We start from the raw sequence: 18,341 nt of genomic DNA on the forward strand, positions 1-18,341 counted from the left end.
CCTTATAGCTTGCCTGAAGAACATTGGCTTGTTAACAAGTAGAGGACTAGGGAGTCCCATGTTTCGGGATAACAACGGAATAACGGAATAACGACTTCCATTTATAGGTCATGGTGTCGTGATTGAGCTGCTGTTTCAACTCCCTCCAATCCTTCCCTTTAAATCCCTTAGCAACCGATAACGGACCATCATGGCGAATATAACGATTGCGGGAAATGATGCGCGTCGTAAGCCAGACTGCCGTGTAGGGTACCGGATGCCGATGAATATCATTGATCACGACCCCGTGAATAGAGGTTCGCAGCATATGCGTCACCATGTCCACCAGCTGATCGCCCTGGAAATGATGAATGAACTGGGAACCAGTCACAATATCTGCCGATGCATCGGGTAACTCTTTAACATCGGCACGTCGAACTTGAACCCTCGGCTCGTTTCGAAACAGTCGTCTAGCCTCATCGCATGCTTCTTCCGTCATATCGACCAAGGTAATATTCAGCTGGATGCCTCTTTGATTCGACCATTGCAGCAGCTTCTGGTTTACATCGCCTGAACCGGCCCCTACGTCCATGATGCTAAGGGTCCTCGGGCTGCCAATCGATTTCCAAAGCTTCTCCACGCCGTCCAGGGTAGGTCCCGGTGCAGCAAAGATTCGATTCAGCCGCCTTAAATGCTTTAGCGCTTCGCTCAGCTCTTCTCCTCCCATGGAGAAGTCATCCATAAGCTCATCTTCCTCCGCCCGGATGGACAGGGTTCTAAAGAAGGACATGGTCCTGCTCCTTAACCGATGACGCATAAGCCTTCACATAGGTAAAGCGCATAAGCTCCGCTGTCAGGCCCGGCCCGAAGGCCATGGCTACCCCTTCCGTGGAAGCTTTATTCATCTCTTGCATCTTCTTGCGCATCGCACTCAGCACAAACAAAATGGTCACGGAGGAGAGATTCCCTGCCGTTCTTAAGATGTCCCGGCTGTATTTGGTTTGTTCATCGGTCAGGCCCATGACTTCCTGCACCGAATCCACGATGCCCCGTCCGCCAGGATGGATAGCCCACAATTCCGGCAGCTTATCGCCCTTCAGCAGAAAACGCAGTTCTTCCTCCAGGTGAATACCGAGAAGCTTGGGAATACGCGGGGATAAAAAAAGATCAAAGCCTGTGTTGCCTACCTCCCATGTCATATCCTCCGTGGAATCCGGCAGCAGGACCGAATAACCCGAGCCAAGCTCCAAATAATGCCGATGATCCGTTGCCGGATGACCGATGACACAAGATGAGGCTCCATCACCGAAAAACGAGGCTGCAAACAGTGCCTCCCTCTCCTTGACCGGTTGAAAATGAAGAGTGCAAAGCTCCACGCACACAATCAATACTTGCGACCCCGGCGCCCCTATGACAACATCCCGCGCCATTTGAATCGCTTTAAGGCCGGCAGCACATCCCTGGAATATCAATGGCAGGCGATTAACCCGTCGAGAAAGCCCCAAATGACGGATCAACAGTACATCCATACCGGGCTGGTATTGACCCGTGCAGCTGACCGTAATGAGATGCGTGATTTGATCCGGCGACATACCTGCATCCTTCAAGGCCTGCCCGGCTGCTTCTATGCCAAGCGGGAGGCCCTCCCGTTTGTATGTATCCATTCGTTCCTCGGTTGTAGGGATGTCTGACTCGTCATGAGAAGGCAAATAGCGGCACTCTTCCAATGGACCAAGGTAATTGGGTTCGCAGGTATAACGAGTTTCGACACCGCAGGATCTAAATACTCTTCGAGCAAAGCGGGCCAGATCAGGTTTATCCTGCAGCGTAGAGGCAATTAATTCCGCGATATCCGACTGTGCCACCGAATGTGCCGGCAATGCCGTCCCCATCCCGAGAATCGCAACATCGGACATACCGTTTGTATGTTTCATGCTAACCTCCTGTATCGTCTTGGAATTATACATGATTACCCTTTCCTGGGTATTTTGAATTCGTCCTAAGACTTACTTTTGAGATTAGGATAACCCGAACTTAGCAAATTATATCCAATTCACACCGAAGGCCTAATCCGCATGTCCGTAGTCGCAAAAAAAAACCACGATGAACGTGGTTTCCTGGGCTAACTATTATTATCACATCACGTAAAAGAAAACGTGATGGCCGTTGATCCTGAACGCGGATCCTGATAGGATGTGATATTCCCCCATTCCATCTGGTATTCCACATATGGATAAGGACGTTCCTGCTCATAGTTAGGCATTAAACATAAAGCCCTCTCAAGCATGTTCCTATGCTTCTCGTACCTTCTCCGCTCGCCTTCCACGGTCCAGTTATCCCACGAAGTCGGAAATTGCTCCCCCTGAACGGACAATTCTACCGCATAGAGCTTACCTGCATGAAAGCATATGGACACAAATACCGATTCATCCATCAACGGAACCTCGTTAAAATAAAACCACTCATAGCCATTCCCCATGGAGCGGGCAGAGTGAAAATACAGGGTATAAAGTTTGGATGCACATAATGGATCTTCGGTTAAACCGGGGTGAATGGCCCGTTCTCCATTAACAACAAGCTCACCTGCAGTCCAACTGCTACTGCACATCATTCAAACACTCCTTTCGATCATCCTATACTCCTTCCTACTCGCCAAGTTCACCTTCATTAAACTGACTTCTCGGAATTTCTGCATCGGCAAGAAGGACCCATTGGTTTACTTCATCGTAACCGGATACCTCGGCAATGACCCGATAACGAGGGTACATCCATTCAGCAGGGGCGCGCGATTTCAGAGCGAACGTGTCCGTCAAGCCTACGGCCCCCGGTTCCAACAAGTTAATTAATGTGCCTTGCGGAAAAAAGGCCTCGATGAATCCTTCCACTTTAGCGCCGACTGGAAATAAACGTTGAGTCCGATGCCATACCTCCATATCAGCCTCCAGCTGTTCCATCCAAAGCTCCTCGAATTCCGCTTGACTGATTTCGGTATAATAAGGTTCCTCTGGATTAAGAGGGTGCTCCGCCAGCATGAAATGAGAGGTATCGTGTTTCCGGTTGGATGTAATGCAGCTGCCGTTCTCATTAACCACGATCTGCCTATAAGCCGTGCCATAGTTATCAATTTCAAAGTACCAGGTTCCCATCCCCGGCTCCTGAACATCTTTTAGATATTTTATAATCGTCAACTCCTACATTTCGGAAGCGGCTCGCGTTGTGTCCTTTACGGAGTGCTCCTTCATGATTCAAATTCCTGCCGATCTATTTGTTCCATTATCAAGCGCTAGGTTTATTTTACCATAGACAACCACTTGGCGTTGTGCACTAGAATACAATACAAGCCCGATTGCAACAGCAATCAGGCTTGCGTTCTACACATTATTTTCCGAGCATCGTTTTTACTTGCGCCCTGAACTGATGCTCAAATTCCTTTATCGAGATGACCTTTCCATCCACTCTCGACTGCTCAGCGGCAAACGCCATGAGATGACTTTGAACGGAACGACTAGCCGAAGTAAGTCCTTGATGGTTTCCCCCTGTCTGCACCAGCCTCAGGAAATCCTTGATCAGGCCCATATCACCGCCTCCGTGCCCGACATGCCCGCCCCTATCCGCAAAAGATATTCGCTCGATCTTGCCGCTGCCAAAGTGAATGATCTCAATTTCGTTTTTCTCCATGGCACCACGGATTTCCCCACGGGTTCCCATCAGCTTGATCGTGCGGCTGACATCTCGCGTAAACGCACTCATCGTAAACGCAACCGTTACGTTATTGGCAAATTCCAAATTGACGACCTGATGGTCCACAACATCATTATCGCAATGATATACGCAGCGGCCATATGGCCCCTCCAGCAATGCCTTATAACGGGCTTCATAACTCATATCATCACTGATCGCCGACGTTGGCCAATTCATATCCTCTGTCAAATATAGATCAGGCGCATAATAGAGGCACTGATCCGAGACCGGGCATCCGTCCAAACAGCGTTTAGGTGCGCCTTCCGGTGCTTGTTCAGCCGTAAAATGGCTTAACGAGCCGAAAGAGGATACCCGTAGGCAATCGGAATCGGCAAGCCAAAGCAAAATGTCGAGATCATGACACGACTTGGCGAGAATCATCGGACTGGAATCTTCCTTACGACGCCAATTCCCCCGCACAAAGCTGTGTGCCTGATGCCAATAGCCCACGTTCTCGTTATGCTGGATGGACATCAATTGGCCAATGGTCTCACGCTCCAGCAGTTCCTTTAAAGTCGTGAAAAACGGCGTATACCGCAGCACGTGACAGATCGAAAACACCAGTCCGGCCTGCGAAGCCATCTCACCCATCTTGATGCACTCTTCGGGATCCGGTGACATCGGCTTCTCCAGCAGCACATGGTAACCGGCTTCAAGCGCCCGCATCGTCGGCTCAAAGTGCTGCTTATCCTGGGTGCATATCAGTACCGCGTCCGCGAGTTTGGGCCCTGCAAAGAAATCATTCCAATGCTCGAAGCACGCTGCATCTTCAAGGCCATGCCTAGCTTTAAACTGTTCCCTCCGCTGCTGATTCGGTTCCGCAACGGCAACCACCTCAAGCTCATGAGGGTGCATCAGGGCATATTCCATATAATTGATGCCTCGCAGTCCTGCTCCGATAAGGGCAACCTTAACCTTATTCATCCAACTCTTCTCCTTTTTTTGTAAGCACTTATTCTTTGACGCTTCCAACCGTCATCCCTTTAACGAAATACTTCTGCAGGAACGGATACACGACCATGATCGGCAGCGCTCCCATGAAGATTTGGGCAGTGCGGAGCGTTTTCTCGCTCAAATTCTCCATGGCCTTGATCTGCTCGATCGATATCGATGTCATTTGTGAATTGATTGACATGATGAGCGTGGACAAATAGGTTTGCAGCGGATATTTATCTGGTGAGTTCAAGTACAAAATGCCGTCGAACCAGGCATTCCAGTGTCCCACGATGGTAAACAGGCCGATCGTTGCAATGGACGGCAGGGATACCGGCAGGTAGATACGCCATAATATTCTCCAGTGTCCAGCTCCGTCAATCGTTGCCGCCTCCTCCAGCTCCTTCGGAATCGTTCTGAAGAAGTTCAACATCAGGACCATGTTCCATACATTGAGTGCCCCAGGCAGAATCAGAGCCCATACGGAGTCAATCAAGCCGGTATTCTTCACGATCATGTAAGTGGGAATCAAGCCTCCGCCGAAAAACATCGTAATGGCAAAAAACCACACGTACGGTGTTCGAAATTTAAATTGATGATTGGATTTCGATAAGGGATACGCGGTGATGAATACTAGAAACATATTTACTGCTGTCCCTAATACGACCCGGGTTAGTGAGACACGAAATGATCGGAAAAACTCGACCTTTTCGCCCAAGTATCGGTAAGCATCCAGGTTAAAGCCTACAGGCCAGAGTCTCACTTCCCCCGCCATCGCCGCTGTATTCGAACTTAACGAAATCGAGAGCAAATGAATGAACGGAATGATACCGAGCAAGGTGATTGCGGTTAGAACCAGCGTATTCATGATTACAAACAGCCTTCTGCTGATCGTTGGTTTGTGCATTTTCCTACCTCCACTCCAGCCTAAAAGATCCGATAATTGTTATATTTATAAGCCGCATAGTACGTCACGGCCACGAGAGCCAGAGAGATGACGGATTTAAAGAAGCCGACTGCGGCGGCAGGTCCGAATTGCTGACTGAACATTCCGAGCCTATAGACGAAGGTATCGATAATATCCGCCCCTTCATAAACCGTCGGGTTGTACATAATCAGAATCTGTTCGAAACCGGCGTTGAGAATGCCGCCAAGACTTAATACACCCAGCAGGATGAGAATCGGTGCCATGCCCGGGAGCGTAATGTGAATCATCTGTTTCCATCTTCCCGCTCCGTCTACTTCTGCAGCTTCATACAGCGTTGCATGGATTCCTGTTATGGCTGCGAGCATAACAATCATGTTATAGCCCATCCCTTTCCATACATCTGAACCGATGATGATCCCACGGAACCAGTGGTTATCCAGCATAAACATGATCGGCTCCATATCCAGTGCACCCAGCAAGCCGTTCACCGGACCATTCAAAGAGAATAATTCGATGATGACGCCGCCAAGCACCGTCCAGGACAGAAAGAAAGGCAGGAAGATGGCGGATTGGATAAAACGCGAGAACCATCTTCGGGTGACTTCGTTGAGAAGCAGTGCCAGAATCAGAGGCACAAGTAAAAACAAAATCATTTTAAATACGGAAATGACAATGGTGTTCCACAGTACTTGCTTGAAATCAGGCAGTTCAAATATATACCGAAAATTATCAAAGCCAACGAAATCCGAGTGGAAGAACCCGGCCAGCGGCTCAAACTGTTGAAAAGCCATCACTAGGCCAGCCATAGGCCCATAAGCATAAATCAACGTGACGATAACACCAGGCAGCAACATCAAATGCAGCAGATATTCTTTTTTTAGCGTTCTCACAGATGAACCTCCCCGTCCATTTAAAACGGGAGGATTCTGCCGACTTCATCAAGGCTCATCCTCCCGTTCTATCATTCAAAGATTATTTGGCACTCTGCTGGTCGTACCAATCGTTGACCTCTTGCGTAATCTGATCGCCGCCAAGCGACTTCCAGCTCTGAACGAATTTATCGAATTCATCCAGCGAAGCCCCCATGACGATCTTGGTGAAGGTTTCCTGCATCAGTTTATCGAGCTGGGATCCCTTCTCCACTTGAGTTGCCGTGGGAAGGCCATAGTATTCATTATTCACATAAGCCTGACTCTCTTTGATTTGCCGCGTCGTTCCCCAGCCGCCGTCTTTTGCAGCCCGACTGAAATATTGGCCCCAATTTACGCCTTTCGAGGCATCTGCGGTATTGCCTGCAAGGTAATCCTTCGTTGCTTTGAAGACATCCGCCACATTTTTGTAGTTCTCGTCATCCAGCGTAATTTCCGGTTGGTTCGCGTCAAGCGCTTTGTTAACTTCCGTATAGATCGTGTCGATTTGGGCCGGATTATAAATCCGTGGGTTGAACCAATTGTATACATATCCTTTTTCCGCTTTATTCTGATCCATGTACTTTTTGTTGCCCACCTCAATGTAGAAGTTGATCATCTTAATCGCGGCTTCCGGATTCTTCATTTTTTTGTTCACGACCACGAGTTTGTTGCTGCGAATCTTAGGTACCATGGATTTCCCGGGTCCATCCAGCCCAGGAATTTGAAGGGCAATCCATTCTGCCTTTGGATCTTTATCGACATTGAGATTCAATGGCCAGTTCGGATACCACCATTCGCCGTAGGAAATGCCGACCTTGCCCGCGGTAATATCTTCAACGGACTTGTTCTCGTCCTTCAAGGCAAATTCCTTATCCATAATCCCCTCCTTGTACCAGGACTGCAGCTTGCCCAGCGCGGTCTTTACTTCCGGCTGAATGAGTCCAGGTACAAGCTTGCCGCTGTCATCCTTAATCCAGGCCGACTGGTTGTCTCCGATGGACGGATATGCGCCAAATCCATTGAAGAAACCTCTAAGGTCAAATCCCCAGAAGAACAGATTCTTCTGCATCGCGATACCGTATGTGTCATTTTTACCGTTTTGGTCCGGATCCTGCTGCACGAAGGCCCTTGCAACCTGTTCCAGCTCATCCATGGTTTGCGGCGGCTGCAAATTCAGGTTGTCGAGCCAGTCTTTGCGGATCCAGAGCAGCTGGGTAGACAGGAAAGGATCCTCAAATCCGGGAATCGCGAGCAGTTTTCCTTCCGACGTAAACGTCTTCATCGCAAAGCCGCCGTCAGACTCCATGTATTTTTTCAGTGCCGGTGAAGCATAGTCGTTGTAAGCCTGGGTAAGATCGGCTAGCATCCCCTGTTTCTTCAACTTCTCGAAGTTCTTCTGGTCCAGTTCCATAATATCCGGCAGATCCGCCGAAGCCATGGCTAACGAAAACTTCTGTTCGAACTGGCTCGAAGGCACCGTCCATTTGTACTGAACCTCAATGTTCAGCATGTCTTTGAGATCTTTAAAGTAAGCATTCTGTTCAGGTGTAATCCCTTGAGGCGTCCGCGGGTCCTCCGGCGGATTGTAGCCGAGCACTTGCGTGACCGTCACCGTTTCAGGATATTTGCCGAGAGGTTCGGGTGGTGCGGTATTGGTTTTTGCATCCTCGGAAGAGGATTTGGCCGGCGTCCCTTCAGATTCTTTTACCTGATTCGAGCATGCAGCCATTACCGAAAGCGTCATCGTGCTAATCAACATCATCTTCGCTAGCTTGATCCATCTCATGATTGCGTCCCCCTTTATCTGGCGTAATCTTCATATCTGTGCTGCTTACGTCTCATTATAGATTCCGCCCGAAAGCGCTATCAATTTTAAGTTTTTTACATCGCTTTCACTTTTTTTACTTATTGGGTATTTCGGTATTCCTGAGGGGAAACCCCCATCTTTTTCTTGAAAAATGTAGTGAAATACGAAGGAGATTCGAATCCGAGCCGGGTGGCAATCTCCTGCAATTTCATATTCGTATGCAACATCAGATGGAGCGCCCCCTCCAGCTTCTTCGCCTGGATATACTCCAGCAGGTTGTGTCCTGTCAGCTGCTTGTAGTAGCGCGAAAGATAGGAAGGGTTAAAATGGACCTCCTCCGCAATGGCGGTCAAGGAGACATCCCCGGATAAATGCTCCATGATATATTTATGGATCCGGTCGATCACGTCGAATTTCATGTCATCCTGCTTGAAGCGGTCATAATCTTGGTTCGTTTCCTCAAACTCTTTAGCCTTTTCGATGTTCACAATAACCATATTTTGACCAAGCGCAGCCCTGCTCTGCAGCATGGATCGTAAAATATCAAGCTGCTGCCCCGAGGTATACCACTTATCATGCAGATTGCCCGAGATCCCGAAAGAAACATAAACGCCGAGCAGTTCTTCGCATTCATTCTGAACCAGCTCCAGGATGCCTCTCATATAAGACATAACCCCATGCCAATGAAGCTCATTTTCCTGCGCATCACCGCGAAAACGATCCCGAAGCTCCACGTCCGGCTGCAGCAGCCATACCTGTAAGGCATCGTCCAGAATAGCATGCTCACATGCAAATGAATTGGGCAAATCGTTGATAAACGTCATCTGAACAGCTTGCGCCACATCCTTTGTTTTCGTCTCCGACGCACCGTCGATCCTTCCCAAGATAAAGAATGCCGGCTGGTCTACATCGATGCAGAACTCCACTTCTTCATAACGGGACTCGGACAGCAGAGAACGGGCGGCTTCTCCATTCAATACCTTTCGTATCAGCTCCCGTTTCAGCAGAGGTTCGGCGATTTGAAAATGCACCTTTGCCTTTTCCGCCTGGATTCTGCGACGGTTTTCCTCATCAAGTTTAGAAGAAGCCACTTGAACAGCTTGGAAAATCGGATCGATTCCTTCGGTCTTCAGGATGTAGTTATCCACGTTTTTGCGCAGTGCTTCATGCACGTAATCAAATTCACTATAGCCGGTCAGGAAAATGATTCGGCAATGCGGCCAATAGTATGTAATTTCATCAATCAGCTGCAGCCCGTTCTTTTGGGGCATTCGTATATCGCTGACCAGGATGTCCAGCTTCACTCTCCGGGCATTCTCTAGCGCTTCTTTGGCGGAATAAGCTTTGCATACATCCAGTTCCAATAGCGTTTGCTCCTGAAAAAGCTGAACCAAGCCGTTAACGATGACAGGTTCGTCGTCCACGATCAACAGTCTGTACATGATGATGCCTCCTCTATCCCATCGATGATAATGATTAGATCCACCTTTAATCCGCCATAGGCGCTGCGTGAGATGAATAATCCGCTTCCAAGCCCATATTTAAGCTGAAGCCGGTTGTTCACGTTGATCAATCCTGTTTTTTCAATATGCTTCGAATCCATAGCCAGCCTGTCCTGCAAACACTGCAGCATCTCATTCGTTAGCAGCTTCCCGTTATCCTCCACCGTGACACGCAATTTGCCTTCCCGGTAATCGCTGCTGATATATAATTTCCCCTCCTCCATACCGTCTTCGAACGCGTGCTCAAACGCATTCTCGACGATAGGCTGTATGATGAGTCTCGGAACGGTTATGGACGGCGGGATGTCCGAAATTTCCTTATGCTCATATGCAATCCGGTTCGAGAAGCGGATACCTTGAATGTCGCAGTAATCCAGTGCATGCTTGTATTCCTTATAGAAAGGCACCTCGTCGGAGCCGCTTCTCGTGATGTATTGATAGTAGCTTCCCAGCTTTTGCGAGAGCTCCGCCGCGCTATCCGAGTCTCCAACCTTGCACATCATATAAATATTAAAAAAGCTGTTATATAGAAAATGCGGATTGATCTGAGACTGCAGCTGCTTCAGCTGCGAGTGCTGAAGTGCTATTTTTTGCTCATAGTTTTCCTCAATCGAATGTTTGAGCTTAAACGCCATCCTGTTGAACCCGTTAAATACGTAATGAAACTCATCTTTGCTTCTGGACTCGATCATAATATTCAAATTATCGGTTTCGATCATATGAAAGGCTTTAACAAGCTTTGACAGTGGCCTGTGGATCATCAGATTGACAGAGAACGAATAAAGCACCATGACGATCACCGCCAGAATAAACAACGTATAAAACCATGTAATGAATTGGCTTAAAGGCCGCGTGATTTCATTCTGGTTCACATACATGACCAAGGACAGATCCAGCGCGCTAACTTCATTCTCGATGATAAAATAGTCTACACCATTCAGCTCCCCCGTCCCCGGCACACTTTGCTCCGGGCTGGGATTGTCCAGAATATGGCTCAAAATCTCGGATGACTCATCGGCCCGCAGAGCTGTCGTTAATATGGTCCCCCCTTCTTTACTCCCGAGTAATACTTCGGATTCCGGATACAGCTTGGCGATTTCGCTTAAAGCCCCCAGCAGCTTGGATCGGGGACCACATGCCGCCGTTGTTTTCGGTTTCAATCAGAAAAATCCGGTCGCCACTTCTATAAAAAGAAGGCTTGGGCATAACCGTCATCATGGAGGAGATCAGTTCCATTTCCTTATTCGGCGTATTGGTCACGCCCGTTGTGGTCGAGATCGTTTTCCCGATATCCTTCACGTAAACCCCGGCGTTCACGATGTACTCGCTGGAAACCATGAGGGTTGCTAGCCGATCTCTGACCTGATCAATCAGCTCCACCTCGCCATAGTCCTCAAGCATACTGCCCCGAAAGCTCAGCTTCTGCAGATCCTTGTCATTCAGCAGCTGCAGCTGCAAATTCCGAATAAAATACATCTCTTTATCGAGCTGCTTGGAATAGAAGGATGCGCCAGCCGTAGCGGAGTTCAAGAGGGACTCCTTCGTAACGGACATCCCCTTATAATTCAACCAAATATTCATCGAGATGAGAGGAAGTAATAATAGAATAAAAACAATGACGATTTTCTGGTACACAAACCATTTCGATGCTTTGCCCGGAGCTTGAAGTTTCATGCTTTCCCCCCATTTGGTATCAACCAATCTAATATCATCTAGTATAGGGGGGTCAGCCGACATTACAACGAATTATTTTTACATTGTTAGGTGTGAACATGACAAGGCACAAGTTCCAGGCATAGAAAAAAGCCCCGCTGAGGGGCTTAGTCAGGCTTATAATTCAGCAAGGGATCCGACTGCGTGATCATTTCGAACGGATAATTTCATATTTTGGTTTCACGTTGTTGAAATCCGGATTCGTTCCGCTTACCATTAAGCCCATTCCCCAATCGAAATGAACATCCGCGGTAGGCACATCCGCAGCGTCACGATATTGGAACAGGATGTTTCTCCGCGTACGGTCGCTCCGGTTCACGTCCGAGCCATGTATGGTCAGGTAATTAAAGAAAAGCACATCGCCCGCCTTGGCCGGGCATGGGGTTCCCGAGGATAAGGGATACTCTTTGTGGTTCAAATAATAAGCGCCGATATGCGGCAAAACGCCCTGTTTATGGGATCCTGGCACAACGCATAGGCAGCCGTTCTCCATATCGGCATCGTCCAGATGAACGCTGGCGGCTAACATGGTGTGATCGCGATGAGGGAAATATGGATAATCTTGATGCATGGGAAACGCGGCCCCGTTAGCAGGAGGCTTCACCAGCATTTTCGAGTGATGCAGTTGCACGTTCGGACCGATGATTCCGTTCAACACTTCTGTCATTCGGGGATGGATTGCGGCTCTCATGAACGCGGCATCATGGTAGTGCACATCGTGAAAGCCTTTCAGAACCAGCTTCTTAAGCTGCTCAGGCGGCAGGAAGTCGCCTTGCCAGGCATGGTTTTGATCCAATTTGGCTCGTGCCGCCCTTTGGATGATCCCATCAACCGCCGCTCTCATATCCGCTACTTCCTGTTGATTATAAACACCTCGGACCAGCAGGTACCCATTGTCTTTGTAAAATTGCACATCCTTTTCGTCCATCATCACCATGCACCCTCTCAATATGTTATGGTTTATCTAAGTTCATTATAGTAAGGGCGAGCGAAATCGTATTTGCACGGGAATGACGACGTTTTGCAAAATTACGCCAAAGGAGCTGTTAATGACTTGTACCATTGGAGCAAAAGCGAGGAACGCCTTAATCGTTATGCTGGACGGCTTGAAGGCGAAAGCCTCTCGTTCCTTGTCCATTATTGGGGGACCATCCAGCATTTGACGGCCAATTCCATACATCGGCATTCATTCTATGAGATTTGTTATGTGGACGGCGGAACCGGCATATATACGGACGGCAATCAGATGTATCCCTTATATGAAGGGGTAGCCTTCTGTACAATCCCAGGCCAGTTGCATCAGATCAAAGACGTAGACGGTCTAAATCTGTTATTCGTCGCGTTTGAACCAATGGAGAGACCGTCTGCCCAAGAAGTAACGGTGAAATACATCGAGGCTCTTCAGCGATGTGCCGTTTGGACCGAGCACGCCTGCGATTCGCCTGCCATTCAAATATGGAAATCCATGCTGCTGCGCTCGGAAGCCGACACATCGCTGCCTGCATCGCTTTTGCCGAAGCTAGCACATGTACTCCTGAAATCCTTTCCAAGCCTGTTCGGGGCTTCCGGCAGTTTCGAAAGCGCTCCACTCTTATCCTCCGCGTTACAACTCGTTCAAAAGGCAAAGTTGTACATAAGAGACAACCTCGGCGGGCCTGTGTCACTACCCGAAGTGGCGGCTTACCTGAATGTGTCCGAGCGGCAATTATCCCGATTGTTTGCGGAGAGTATTCATGAATCCTTTTCCTCCATGGTTCGCACCGAACGAATCCGGGCAGCCGAGTTAATGCTCCAGCACACCCGTGATCCCATCAAGGTGATTGCAGAGCGAACCGGGTTCTCATCCGTTCATTACTTCACAAGGCTGTTCACCAAGTTCAAAGGTATTCCCCCTGCCGCTTATCGAGCGAAATGGGCCTTTGAGGCCGATCATCAGGAATGATCTCTGGACCAATGTTACCGCTCATAGATATTTCCTACGGGAACCGTTATGCCAAGCCAATCCATCACCGCTTTGAAGTTCGGGTTTACCTCCTGAGTTTGAATTCCCCATGCTTAACCCCGGTGACTTGGCATGTTATAATTCGGTTAATATGCTGGAAGGGATGAAATAAATGCTGGAACTGGAAGCGGCTTTAACTAGATTCATAGAACAACAGGATTTATATAATCAAGATTTCGGGCTCTTCACCGATCATGAAATACGACAGCGGTCCGAAGTTCAACTGCCGACTGTAGATGAGCGCATAACACTGTCTCCTGAGCTTAGTTATCTATACAGCCATTATGAAATGGTTGACGCTAAGGCCGAAGGAACCCATAAAATGAAGAACGCGGCGGTTGAGATCGGAGAATCGGCTGTCATCTACTTTGTGTCTCCTGAGCATCTGGTCCGGCAGCAAATGGGCTATCGCTGGATTAGCGACGAGGGTGAAACCGTAGAATCGAGCATTTGGCCAGCTCATCATGTCGTGATTGCCAATGTGAATGATGATCCGCTGATTGTAGACGTCCAAGCCAGTGGTTCACCCGTATACGCCGCATTCGAAGGTGGCGAGCCTAAACTGGTCGCGAATTCGCATGCGGATTGCTTTCACGCGCTGTCCATTCTCATTGAAGGAGCTCGGCTTTTCCAGGGTGAAACCAGCGACGAAGAAACCTATGAGACAAAACCGGATTTTCTCGCCCATGTGATGCCATCACTGACTGATCTTTTGGGAAGCGAGCAAATGGATGCCCTGCTGGAATATTTATCGCTTCAGTAAAGATGTCTGGACGGCCAATTAGACCGTAACGATACAAGGCATGAAACCGGTAGGTGCAAGGGTTCAATATGCTTAAGGAAAAATAGATAAGGAGATTAGCATGACAGGGACTTTAACTTTAATCCGTTATAACGGAACCGAAAAACACGCTTTGGCCGAATCCAAAGCCTATGCCACCCGAACCCAAGTCAATGAACGGCCGCAAATCATGCTCTGGTTTGAGACGGAGACGGATTCCGAGCCGCTCCAGTATTTACCGGATTCGGATGAATTACTGAACAATCCGGACGCGGAGCTTACGATTTATCTAGATACGTTAAAACTAGATGGGTTTGCACCGCTGGAATTTGCGATAGCCCATGGTTATAACGAAAACTCCAGAAGCCTGGATGCAAGACTGTATTATTTTGAACACCAGGAGGTGAATGATAACCGGGGGCGTATCGAGTATAGAGGAAATGGCGTATTTTACGTATATTGGACCGGATCAACGATGGACGTCGACTATTATGACGGCAGTAAACCGGATACCCGGTTGGAGCTGGAAGGCGAATTTACGATGGAGAAATACGAGGATTGGTTATAACGAAAAATACATAATCTGCAGCAACACCTTCCACCCCCGTAGAGCCAACCACTTCGTTGTGTGCTGGCTCTACGGTTTTTTTACGCATCATTACTGCATATCTCATTTCTCTTTCAGTATCAGCGGTTAGCTAAAACCGAAAACACGAACCCCCTACTGCTTTCTAGTTCAATCATATCAAAGTATTAACAAAACCTACCTCCTTCTTACTCCTTAAATGCACCGTATATATACGCTCATTTTTTTGTTGTTGAATGTACCCTTAGGGGAGGTTTTATACTTACATTGTAAAAACAGCAAGAACAGAAATTGAGGAGGTTTCATTGTTATGAGAACTTTGGAAATGTGGTTTGTCATCTTTAATCTGATTATGCTAGGTTGGTTGACCTTTGCTCGGAACAAGCCGCAGCGACATCTGATCTTTGGTTTCGGTATATCTGCTGTACTCCTGCTAGCGCACATTCTTATCGAAGGAATGCGTTGGCAAATGATCCCCGCCTATGCAATGACGTTTATCCCGATCATGGTGTTGGCCTTAAGGTACATTCCCAAATCAAAGAAAGTCAAAAAGAAGGCCTTCCCATTTAAAACCACGTTGATTGCTGCACTGGCCGTGCTGTATTCTACTATTGCGGTGACACTGCCTCTCCTGCTTCCAGTATTTAAGTTTGAAAAGCCGACGGGGCCCTATAAAATAGGAACGGTGACTTATGATTGGAAAGATGAGCTGCGTGAGGAAGCAAATACGCCGACACCTGACGATAAACGCGAGTTAATGGTACAAATCTGGTACCCGGCCAATCCTTCGGCGAAAGGCAAACAAGCGCCATATGTCGCACACCCCGATATTTTCGAAGATGGATACAGCCAAGCGCTCAATATGCCTAAGCAGTTGTTTAAAAACCTTGGACTGATTAAAACGCATGCGATCAAAGGTGCAGAACTATCGAATAAGGAAACTACCTACCCGGTTCTCCTATTCTCGCATGGATTCAATGGAGTTAAGAACCAAAACACCTTCCAGATTGAAGAATTGGCCAGTCATGGATATATCGTAATCGGCATTGATCACACGTACTATAGCACCACTTCCGTATTCCCTGATGGTCGTGTTGTAAATTTTTCTCCTCTGGAGGATAGCGGGTACGAATACTTAGATCAATTAAATAAGGTCTGGGTGGAAGATACGATGTTTGTAATCGATCAGGTTGAGAAGATCGCGGAGAATGATCCGGATCATCGGTTTACAGGCCGTATGGATACGGACAACATGGGCATGTTTGGTCACTCCTATGGTGGGGCGACTGCCGTTCAAACCCTGTTGAAGGATCCCAGACTGAAAGCTGCCATCAACATGGACGGTGGATTATTCGGAGAACAACGGCTTCCAGAGGATGGAGTGAATGGACCGTTCCTGATGATGAGCGCTGACGACACACTAGCAGGAACTGCCAATATGAGCGATGAGAATATCGCTTCCCAAGGAACAACAAGAGAGGAGCTGGACAAGTTCTTTGATGAAGTGTTATCACGATACAATTCCGTGGCATCGGGTGAGAACTATTGGATGAAGATAAAAAATATGAAGCACATGGGCTTCTCTGATACGTACTTGCTTTCACCTGTGCTAGCATGGATGGAAGGTGTTGATGTGCGAAATGCACATCGCCTAATTAACGAATTCAGTCTAGATTTCTTTAACCATTATTTAAAGCAGCAGCCGTTTAAATTAATGGAACAAAATATTGGAGAGCATTCTTCGTTTTCACTGCAGAAAGGCGCAGACTGAATTCCAAGGATGCATTTAACTTCTTAGCCGGGGCGTTATCGCCCCGGTTATTTTTTCAGTAATGCGTGGTCACATATGTCCGAGCCTCCATTCGATGCCTTGAAGCAGTAAGTTGTTCCCTTTTGAGAACAAGCGGTATTCCGGGCTTAATATTGCGCACAATGTATTGAACCGTTTAATACGTTCAGTTCTAGGGCTCTTCGCATATTCCGCAAAGTAACGGAAAACATCCTCTTGGTTCATCGACTGTTCGGCGTTTGCATACAGCATGGCCGCATTCTCGACGATGGATTGCACGAAAGGACTACCAGCTGGCAGGTTGCGCTCCAAGGCTGTATTCAGCCGGTTTTGGATATCCTCAATCATCTTGGGCCATACGGAGGCACCCCATCTTGGCTGGTTGACCATGTTGAAAAAAAGAAATTCATCTTGGACCAGGTCCGGAATAAACTGGGGATCGTTAATTAACGCCTGTAATTCATCCCAGACAAACGCTTGTGTAGCCGTTATTTTGACTTGATTAACAATACATTTATTAAAGAAATAGAGAAATGATCTTCTCCATTCCTGAGGGACTCCATCCAGAAATTTGGAATCCTCCAATTTATCCATCATAAATTGATTCCGCTTCTCACTATTGGTTGTCCGTGTCTTGACCAAGTCTTGAATATAATCTAACGAATCCTCATCGTGTGTCTTCGCTTGACGCAAAATCGAGATCATACTCGTCAGAGTGCTGACTTGCGCCTCCAAGGACTCAATCTGCCAATCCAAGGCTGAAGCAATTTCGATTTCGCCAGCTATGAGCCTACGTATATCATCAATTTCGAAATCTAGAAAGCGCAGCGTTGTAATGAGTTGTAAACGCCAAATATCATCCTTCGCATACAGCCGGTGCCCTCCCTCGGTGTAATTTGAGGGCTTAAGCAACCCGATCTTGTCATAGTAACGGACCGTTTTTACAGTAGACCCCAACAATGCAGCAACTTGTCCGATCGAATAAGTTTCGTCTTTATGTGTTACGGAATTACGGTTCCCATCTCTCTGTAAGCTGATCTCTTTGTATGAATACACTCCACTCACCTCAATAAGATAGTATATACCATCTTAAGTCGCATGCCTTCATATAAAGCTGTAGGATATGAATAGAACCGTAAGGAATTAAAGATACCGCGAGTCTGCGGTTTCTTTAGACTTAAGCGCCAAACTGTTTTAGATGATGGTCCAGATGCTTGTATAACCCTTTTCCCCATTGCTCCGGGGTCAGTTTACCGAAGAATGAATGGGGTTTCGTGGTACATCTCTCAGGTCCGTTCTTTTGGAACGCTATGATTTTTTCTTTCAATCGTGCTCTTTCCGTTTCAAATTCTCTTGCATCCACAATCATAATATCCGGAATGGTAGACATATTGCGGGGTAACGGTTTGTCATTATAAAAAACGGGCTTCGCGAAATTCCCTACCAACCTACCTAACCAGCCTCTTGGCGGGTTTGTGATGCCCATGGCTATGTCTTGGAACGCAGAGCAGTGAGCCAGCATTTGGGCAACATCCATTTTTCCCCATAACGGTTGTGATTGAGAGTTTAATGAGTCGATTCGGTTTAATATTTGGGTCATATCCAATTGATTAAACATACTATTCATGATTGATTGCCTCTCCCTATAATAAAATCCATGTTAAACACC

18 protein-coding genes are annotated in these 18,341 nt (G+C 47.6%); 4 read left to right on the forward strand and 14 right to left on the reverse strand.

Features of this window, described 5'->3' with window-relative positions:
- Positions 1 to 46 precede the first annotated feature (46 nt).
- The 12 genes from AB4124_RS30420 to AB4124_RS30475 all read right to left on the reverse strand — a co-directional run bounded on the left by AB4124_RS30420 (position 47) and on the right by AB4124_RS30475 (position 12,445).
- Positions 47 to 769 carry a methyltransferase domain-containing protein gene (locus tag AB4124_RS30420; RefSeq protein ID WP_441975146.1) on the reverse strand — a complete coding sequence of 241 codons (723 nt, stop codon included), beginning with the start codon at positions 767 to 769 and terminating at the stop codon, positions 47 to 49.
- Complete coding sequence (locus tag AB4124_RS30425; protein ID WP_441975147.1) at positions 756 to 1,913, reverse strand: type III polyketide synthase; 1,158 nt, start codon at positions 1,911 to 1,913, stop codon at positions 756 to 758. The genes AB4124_RS30420 and AB4124_RS30425 overlap by 14 nt, the downstream gene beginning before the upstream one ends.
- Positions 1,914 to 2,119: 206 nt before the next feature.
- On the reverse strand, positions 2,120 to 2,590 hold the full coding sequence (locus AB4124_RS30430; protein WP_441975148.1) for a hypothetical protein: 471 nt from the start codon (positions 2,588 to 2,590) through the stop codon (positions 2,120 to 2,122).
- Between the two features lie 34 nt (positions 2,591 to 2,624).
- On the reverse strand, positions 2,625 to 3,125 hold the full coding sequence (locus tag AB4124_RS30435; RefSeq protein WP_441975149.1) for a hypothetical protein: 501 nt from the start codon (positions 3,123 to 3,125) through the stop codon (positions 2,625 to 2,627).
- Between the two features lie 232 nt (positions 3,126 to 3,357).
- Positions 3,358 to 4,644: a Gfo/Idh/MocA family protein gene (locus AB4124_RS30440; protein ID WP_441975150.1), complete on the reverse strand. Its 1,287-nt coding sequence runs from the start codon at positions 4,642 to 4,644 to the stop codon at positions 3,358 to 3,360.
- 28 nt (positions 4,645 to 4,672) lie between these two features.
- Positions 4,673 to 5,560 (reverse strand): carbohydrate ABC transporter permease, encoded by an 888-nt coding sequence (locus AB4124_RS30445; protein WP_379409095.1) that lies wholly within the window; start codon positions 5,558 to 5,560, stop codon positions 4,673 to 4,675.
- 20 nt (positions 5,561 to 5,580) lie between these two features.
- The gene (locus AB4124_RS30450) at positions 5,581 to 6,471 is read right to left on the reverse strand and encodes an ABC transporter permease (protein WP_441975151.1); all 891 of its coding nucleotides are present in this window, start codon (positions 6,469 to 6,471) and stop codon (positions 5,581 to 5,583) included.
- A gap of 82 nt (positions 6,472 to 6,553) precedes the next feature.
- Positions 6,554 to 8,278: an extracellular solute-binding protein gene (locus AB4124_RS30455; RefSeq protein WP_441975152.1), complete on the reverse strand. Its 1,725-nt coding sequence runs from the start codon at positions 8,276 to 8,278 to the stop codon at positions 6,554 to 6,556.
- A 119-nt stretch (positions 8,279 to 8,397) separates the two neighbouring features.
- Complete coding sequence (locus AB4124_RS30460) at positions 8,398 to 9,741, reverse strand: response regulator transcription factor (protein ID WP_441975153.1); 1,344 nt, start codon at positions 9,739 to 9,741, stop codon at positions 8,398 to 8,400.
- Positions 9,726 to 10,961, reverse strand: coding sequence for a sensor histidine kinase (locus AB4124_RS30465; RefSeq protein ID WP_441975154.1), 1,236 nt, complete (start codon positions 10,959 to 10,961; stop codon positions 9,726 to 9,728). Before AB4124_RS30465 ends, AB4124_RS30460 begins: the two co-directional genes overlap by 16 nt.
- On the reverse strand, positions 10,855 to 11,475 hold the full coding sequence (locus AB4124_RS30470; protein ID WP_441975155.1) for a hypothetical protein: 621 nt from the start codon (positions 11,473 to 11,475) through the stop codon (positions 10,855 to 10,857). Before AB4124_RS30470 ends, AB4124_RS30465 begins: the two co-directional genes overlap by 107 nt.
- A 187-nt stretch (positions 11,476 to 11,662) precedes the next feature.
- The gene (locus tag AB4124_RS30475; RefSeq protein ID WP_430107425.1) at positions 11,663 to 12,445 is read right to left on the reverse strand and encodes a phytanoyl-CoA dioxygenase family protein; all 783 of its coding nucleotides are present in this window, start codon (positions 12,443 to 12,445) and stop codon (positions 11,663 to 11,665) included.
- A gap of 123 nt (positions 12,446 to 12,568) precedes the next feature.
- Between AB4124_RS30475 and AB4124_RS30480 the strand changes: the two genes are divergently transcribed.
- From AB4124_RS30480 to AB4124_RS30495, 4 genes are all read left to right on the forward strand, one after another.
- A complete protein-coding gene (locus AB4124_RS30480; protein ID WP_441975156.1) occupies positions 12,569 to 13,456 on the forward strand; it encodes a helix-turn-helix domain-containing protein in 888 nt (295 codons plus the stop codon).
- A 172-nt stretch (positions 13,457 to 13,628) separates the two neighbouring features.
- Positions 13,629 to 14,279: a hypothetical protein gene (locus AB4124_RS30485; RefSeq protein ID WP_441975157.1), complete on the forward strand. Its 651-nt coding sequence runs from the start codon at positions 13,629 to 13,631 to the stop codon at positions 14,277 to 14,279.
- Between the two features lie 100 nt (positions 14,280 to 14,379).
- Complete coding sequence (locus tag AB4124_RS30490) at positions 14,380 to 14,865, forward strand: hypothetical protein (RefSeq protein ID WP_441975158.1); 486 nt, start codon at positions 14,380 to 14,382, stop codon at positions 14,863 to 14,865.
- Between the two features lie 328 nt (positions 14,866 to 15,193).
- The gene (locus tag AB4124_RS30495) at positions 15,194 to 16,654 is read left to right on the forward strand and encodes an alpha/beta hydrolase family protein (protein WP_441975159.1); all 1,461 of its coding nucleotides are present in this window, start codon (positions 15,194 to 15,196) and stop codon (positions 16,652 to 16,654) included.
- A 69-nt stretch (positions 16,655 to 16,723) separates the two neighbouring features.
- Here the strand turns inward: AB4124_RS30495 and AB4124_RS30500 are convergent, their stop codons facing one another.
- A complete protein-coding gene (locus AB4124_RS30500; protein WP_441975160.1) occupies positions 16,724 to 17,728 on the reverse strand; it encodes a MerR family transcriptional regulator in 1,005 nt (334 codons plus the stop codon).
- A gap of 121 nt (positions 17,729 to 17,849) precedes the next feature.
- Positions 17,850 to 18,299: a DUF1569 domain-containing protein gene (locus tag AB4124_RS30505; protein WP_379409126.1), complete on the reverse strand. Its 450-nt coding sequence runs from the start codon at positions 18,297 to 18,299 to the stop codon at positions 17,850 to 17,852.
- Positions 18,300 to 18,341 lie beyond the last annotated feature (42 nt).

Origin of the sequence: Paenibacillus sp. 2KB_20 (assembly GCF_052115765.1) — a bacterium.
In the GTDB taxonomy this organism is placed as follows: Bacteria; Bacillota; Bacilli; order Paenibacillales; family Paenibacillaceae; genus Paenibacillus_AQ.

What these genes read in the sequence shown, in the direction of transcription:
- AB4124_RS30445 (WP_379409095.1), bottom strand. Translation starts at nt 5,560, where the DNA reads ATGCACAAACCAACGATCAGCAGAAGGCTGTTTGTAATCATGAATACG.
- AB4124_RS30475 (WP_430107425.1), bottom strand. Translation starts at nt 12,445, where the DNA reads ATGATGGACGAAAAGGATGTGCAATTTTACAAAGACAATGGGTACCTG.
- AB4124_RS30505 (WP_379409126.1), bottom strand. Translation starts at nt 18,299, where the DNA reads ATGAATAGTATGTTTAATCAATTGGATATGACCCAAATATTAAACCGA.
- AB4124_RS30430 (WP_441975148.1), bottom strand. Translation starts at nt 2,590, where the DNA reads ATGATGTGCAGTAGCAGTTGGACTGCAGGTGAGCTTGTTGTTAATGGA.
- AB4124_RS30460 (WP_441975153.1), bottom strand. Translation starts at nt 9,741, where the DNA reads ATGTACAGACTGTTGATCGTGGACGACGAACCTGTCATCGTTAACGGC.
- AB4124_RS30490 (WP_441975158.1), top strand. Translation starts at nt 14,380, where the DNA reads ATGACAGGGACTTTAACTTTAATCCGTTATAACGGAACCGAAAAACAC.
- AB4124_RS30420 (WP_441975146.1), bottom strand. Translation starts at nt 769, where the DNA reads ATGTCCTTCTTTAGAACCCTGTCCATCCGGGCGGAGGAAGATGAGCTT.
- AB4124_RS30455 (WP_441975152.1), bottom strand. Translation starts at nt 8,278, where the DNA reads ATGAGATGGATCAAGCTAGCGAAGATGATGTTGATTAGCACGATGACG.
- AB4124_RS30485 (WP_441975157.1), top strand. Translation starts at nt 13,629, where the DNA reads ATGCTGGAACTGGAAGCGGCTTTAACTAGATTCATAGAACAACAGGAT.
- AB4124_RS30425 (WP_441975147.1), bottom strand. Translation starts at nt 1,913, where the DNA reads ATGAAACATACAAACGGTATGTCCGATGTTGCGATTCTCGGGATGGGG.
- AB4124_RS30495 (WP_441975159.1), top strand. Translation starts at nt 15,194, where the DNA reads ATGAGAACTTTGGAAATGTGGTTTGTCATCTTTAATCTGATTATGCTA.
- AB4124_RS30440 (WP_441975150.1), bottom strand. Translation starts at nt 4,644, where the DNA reads ATGAATAAGGTTAAGGTTGCCCTTATCGGAGCAGGACTGCGAGGCATC.
- AB4124_RS30470 (WP_441975155.1), bottom strand. Translation starts at nt 11,475, where the DNA reads ATGAAACTTCAAGCTCCGGGCAAAGCATCGAAATGGTTTGTGTACCAG.
- AB4124_RS30435 (WP_441975149.1), bottom strand. Translation starts at nt 3,125, where the DNA reads ATGGGAACCTGGTACTTTGAAATTGATAACTATGGCACGGCTTATAGG.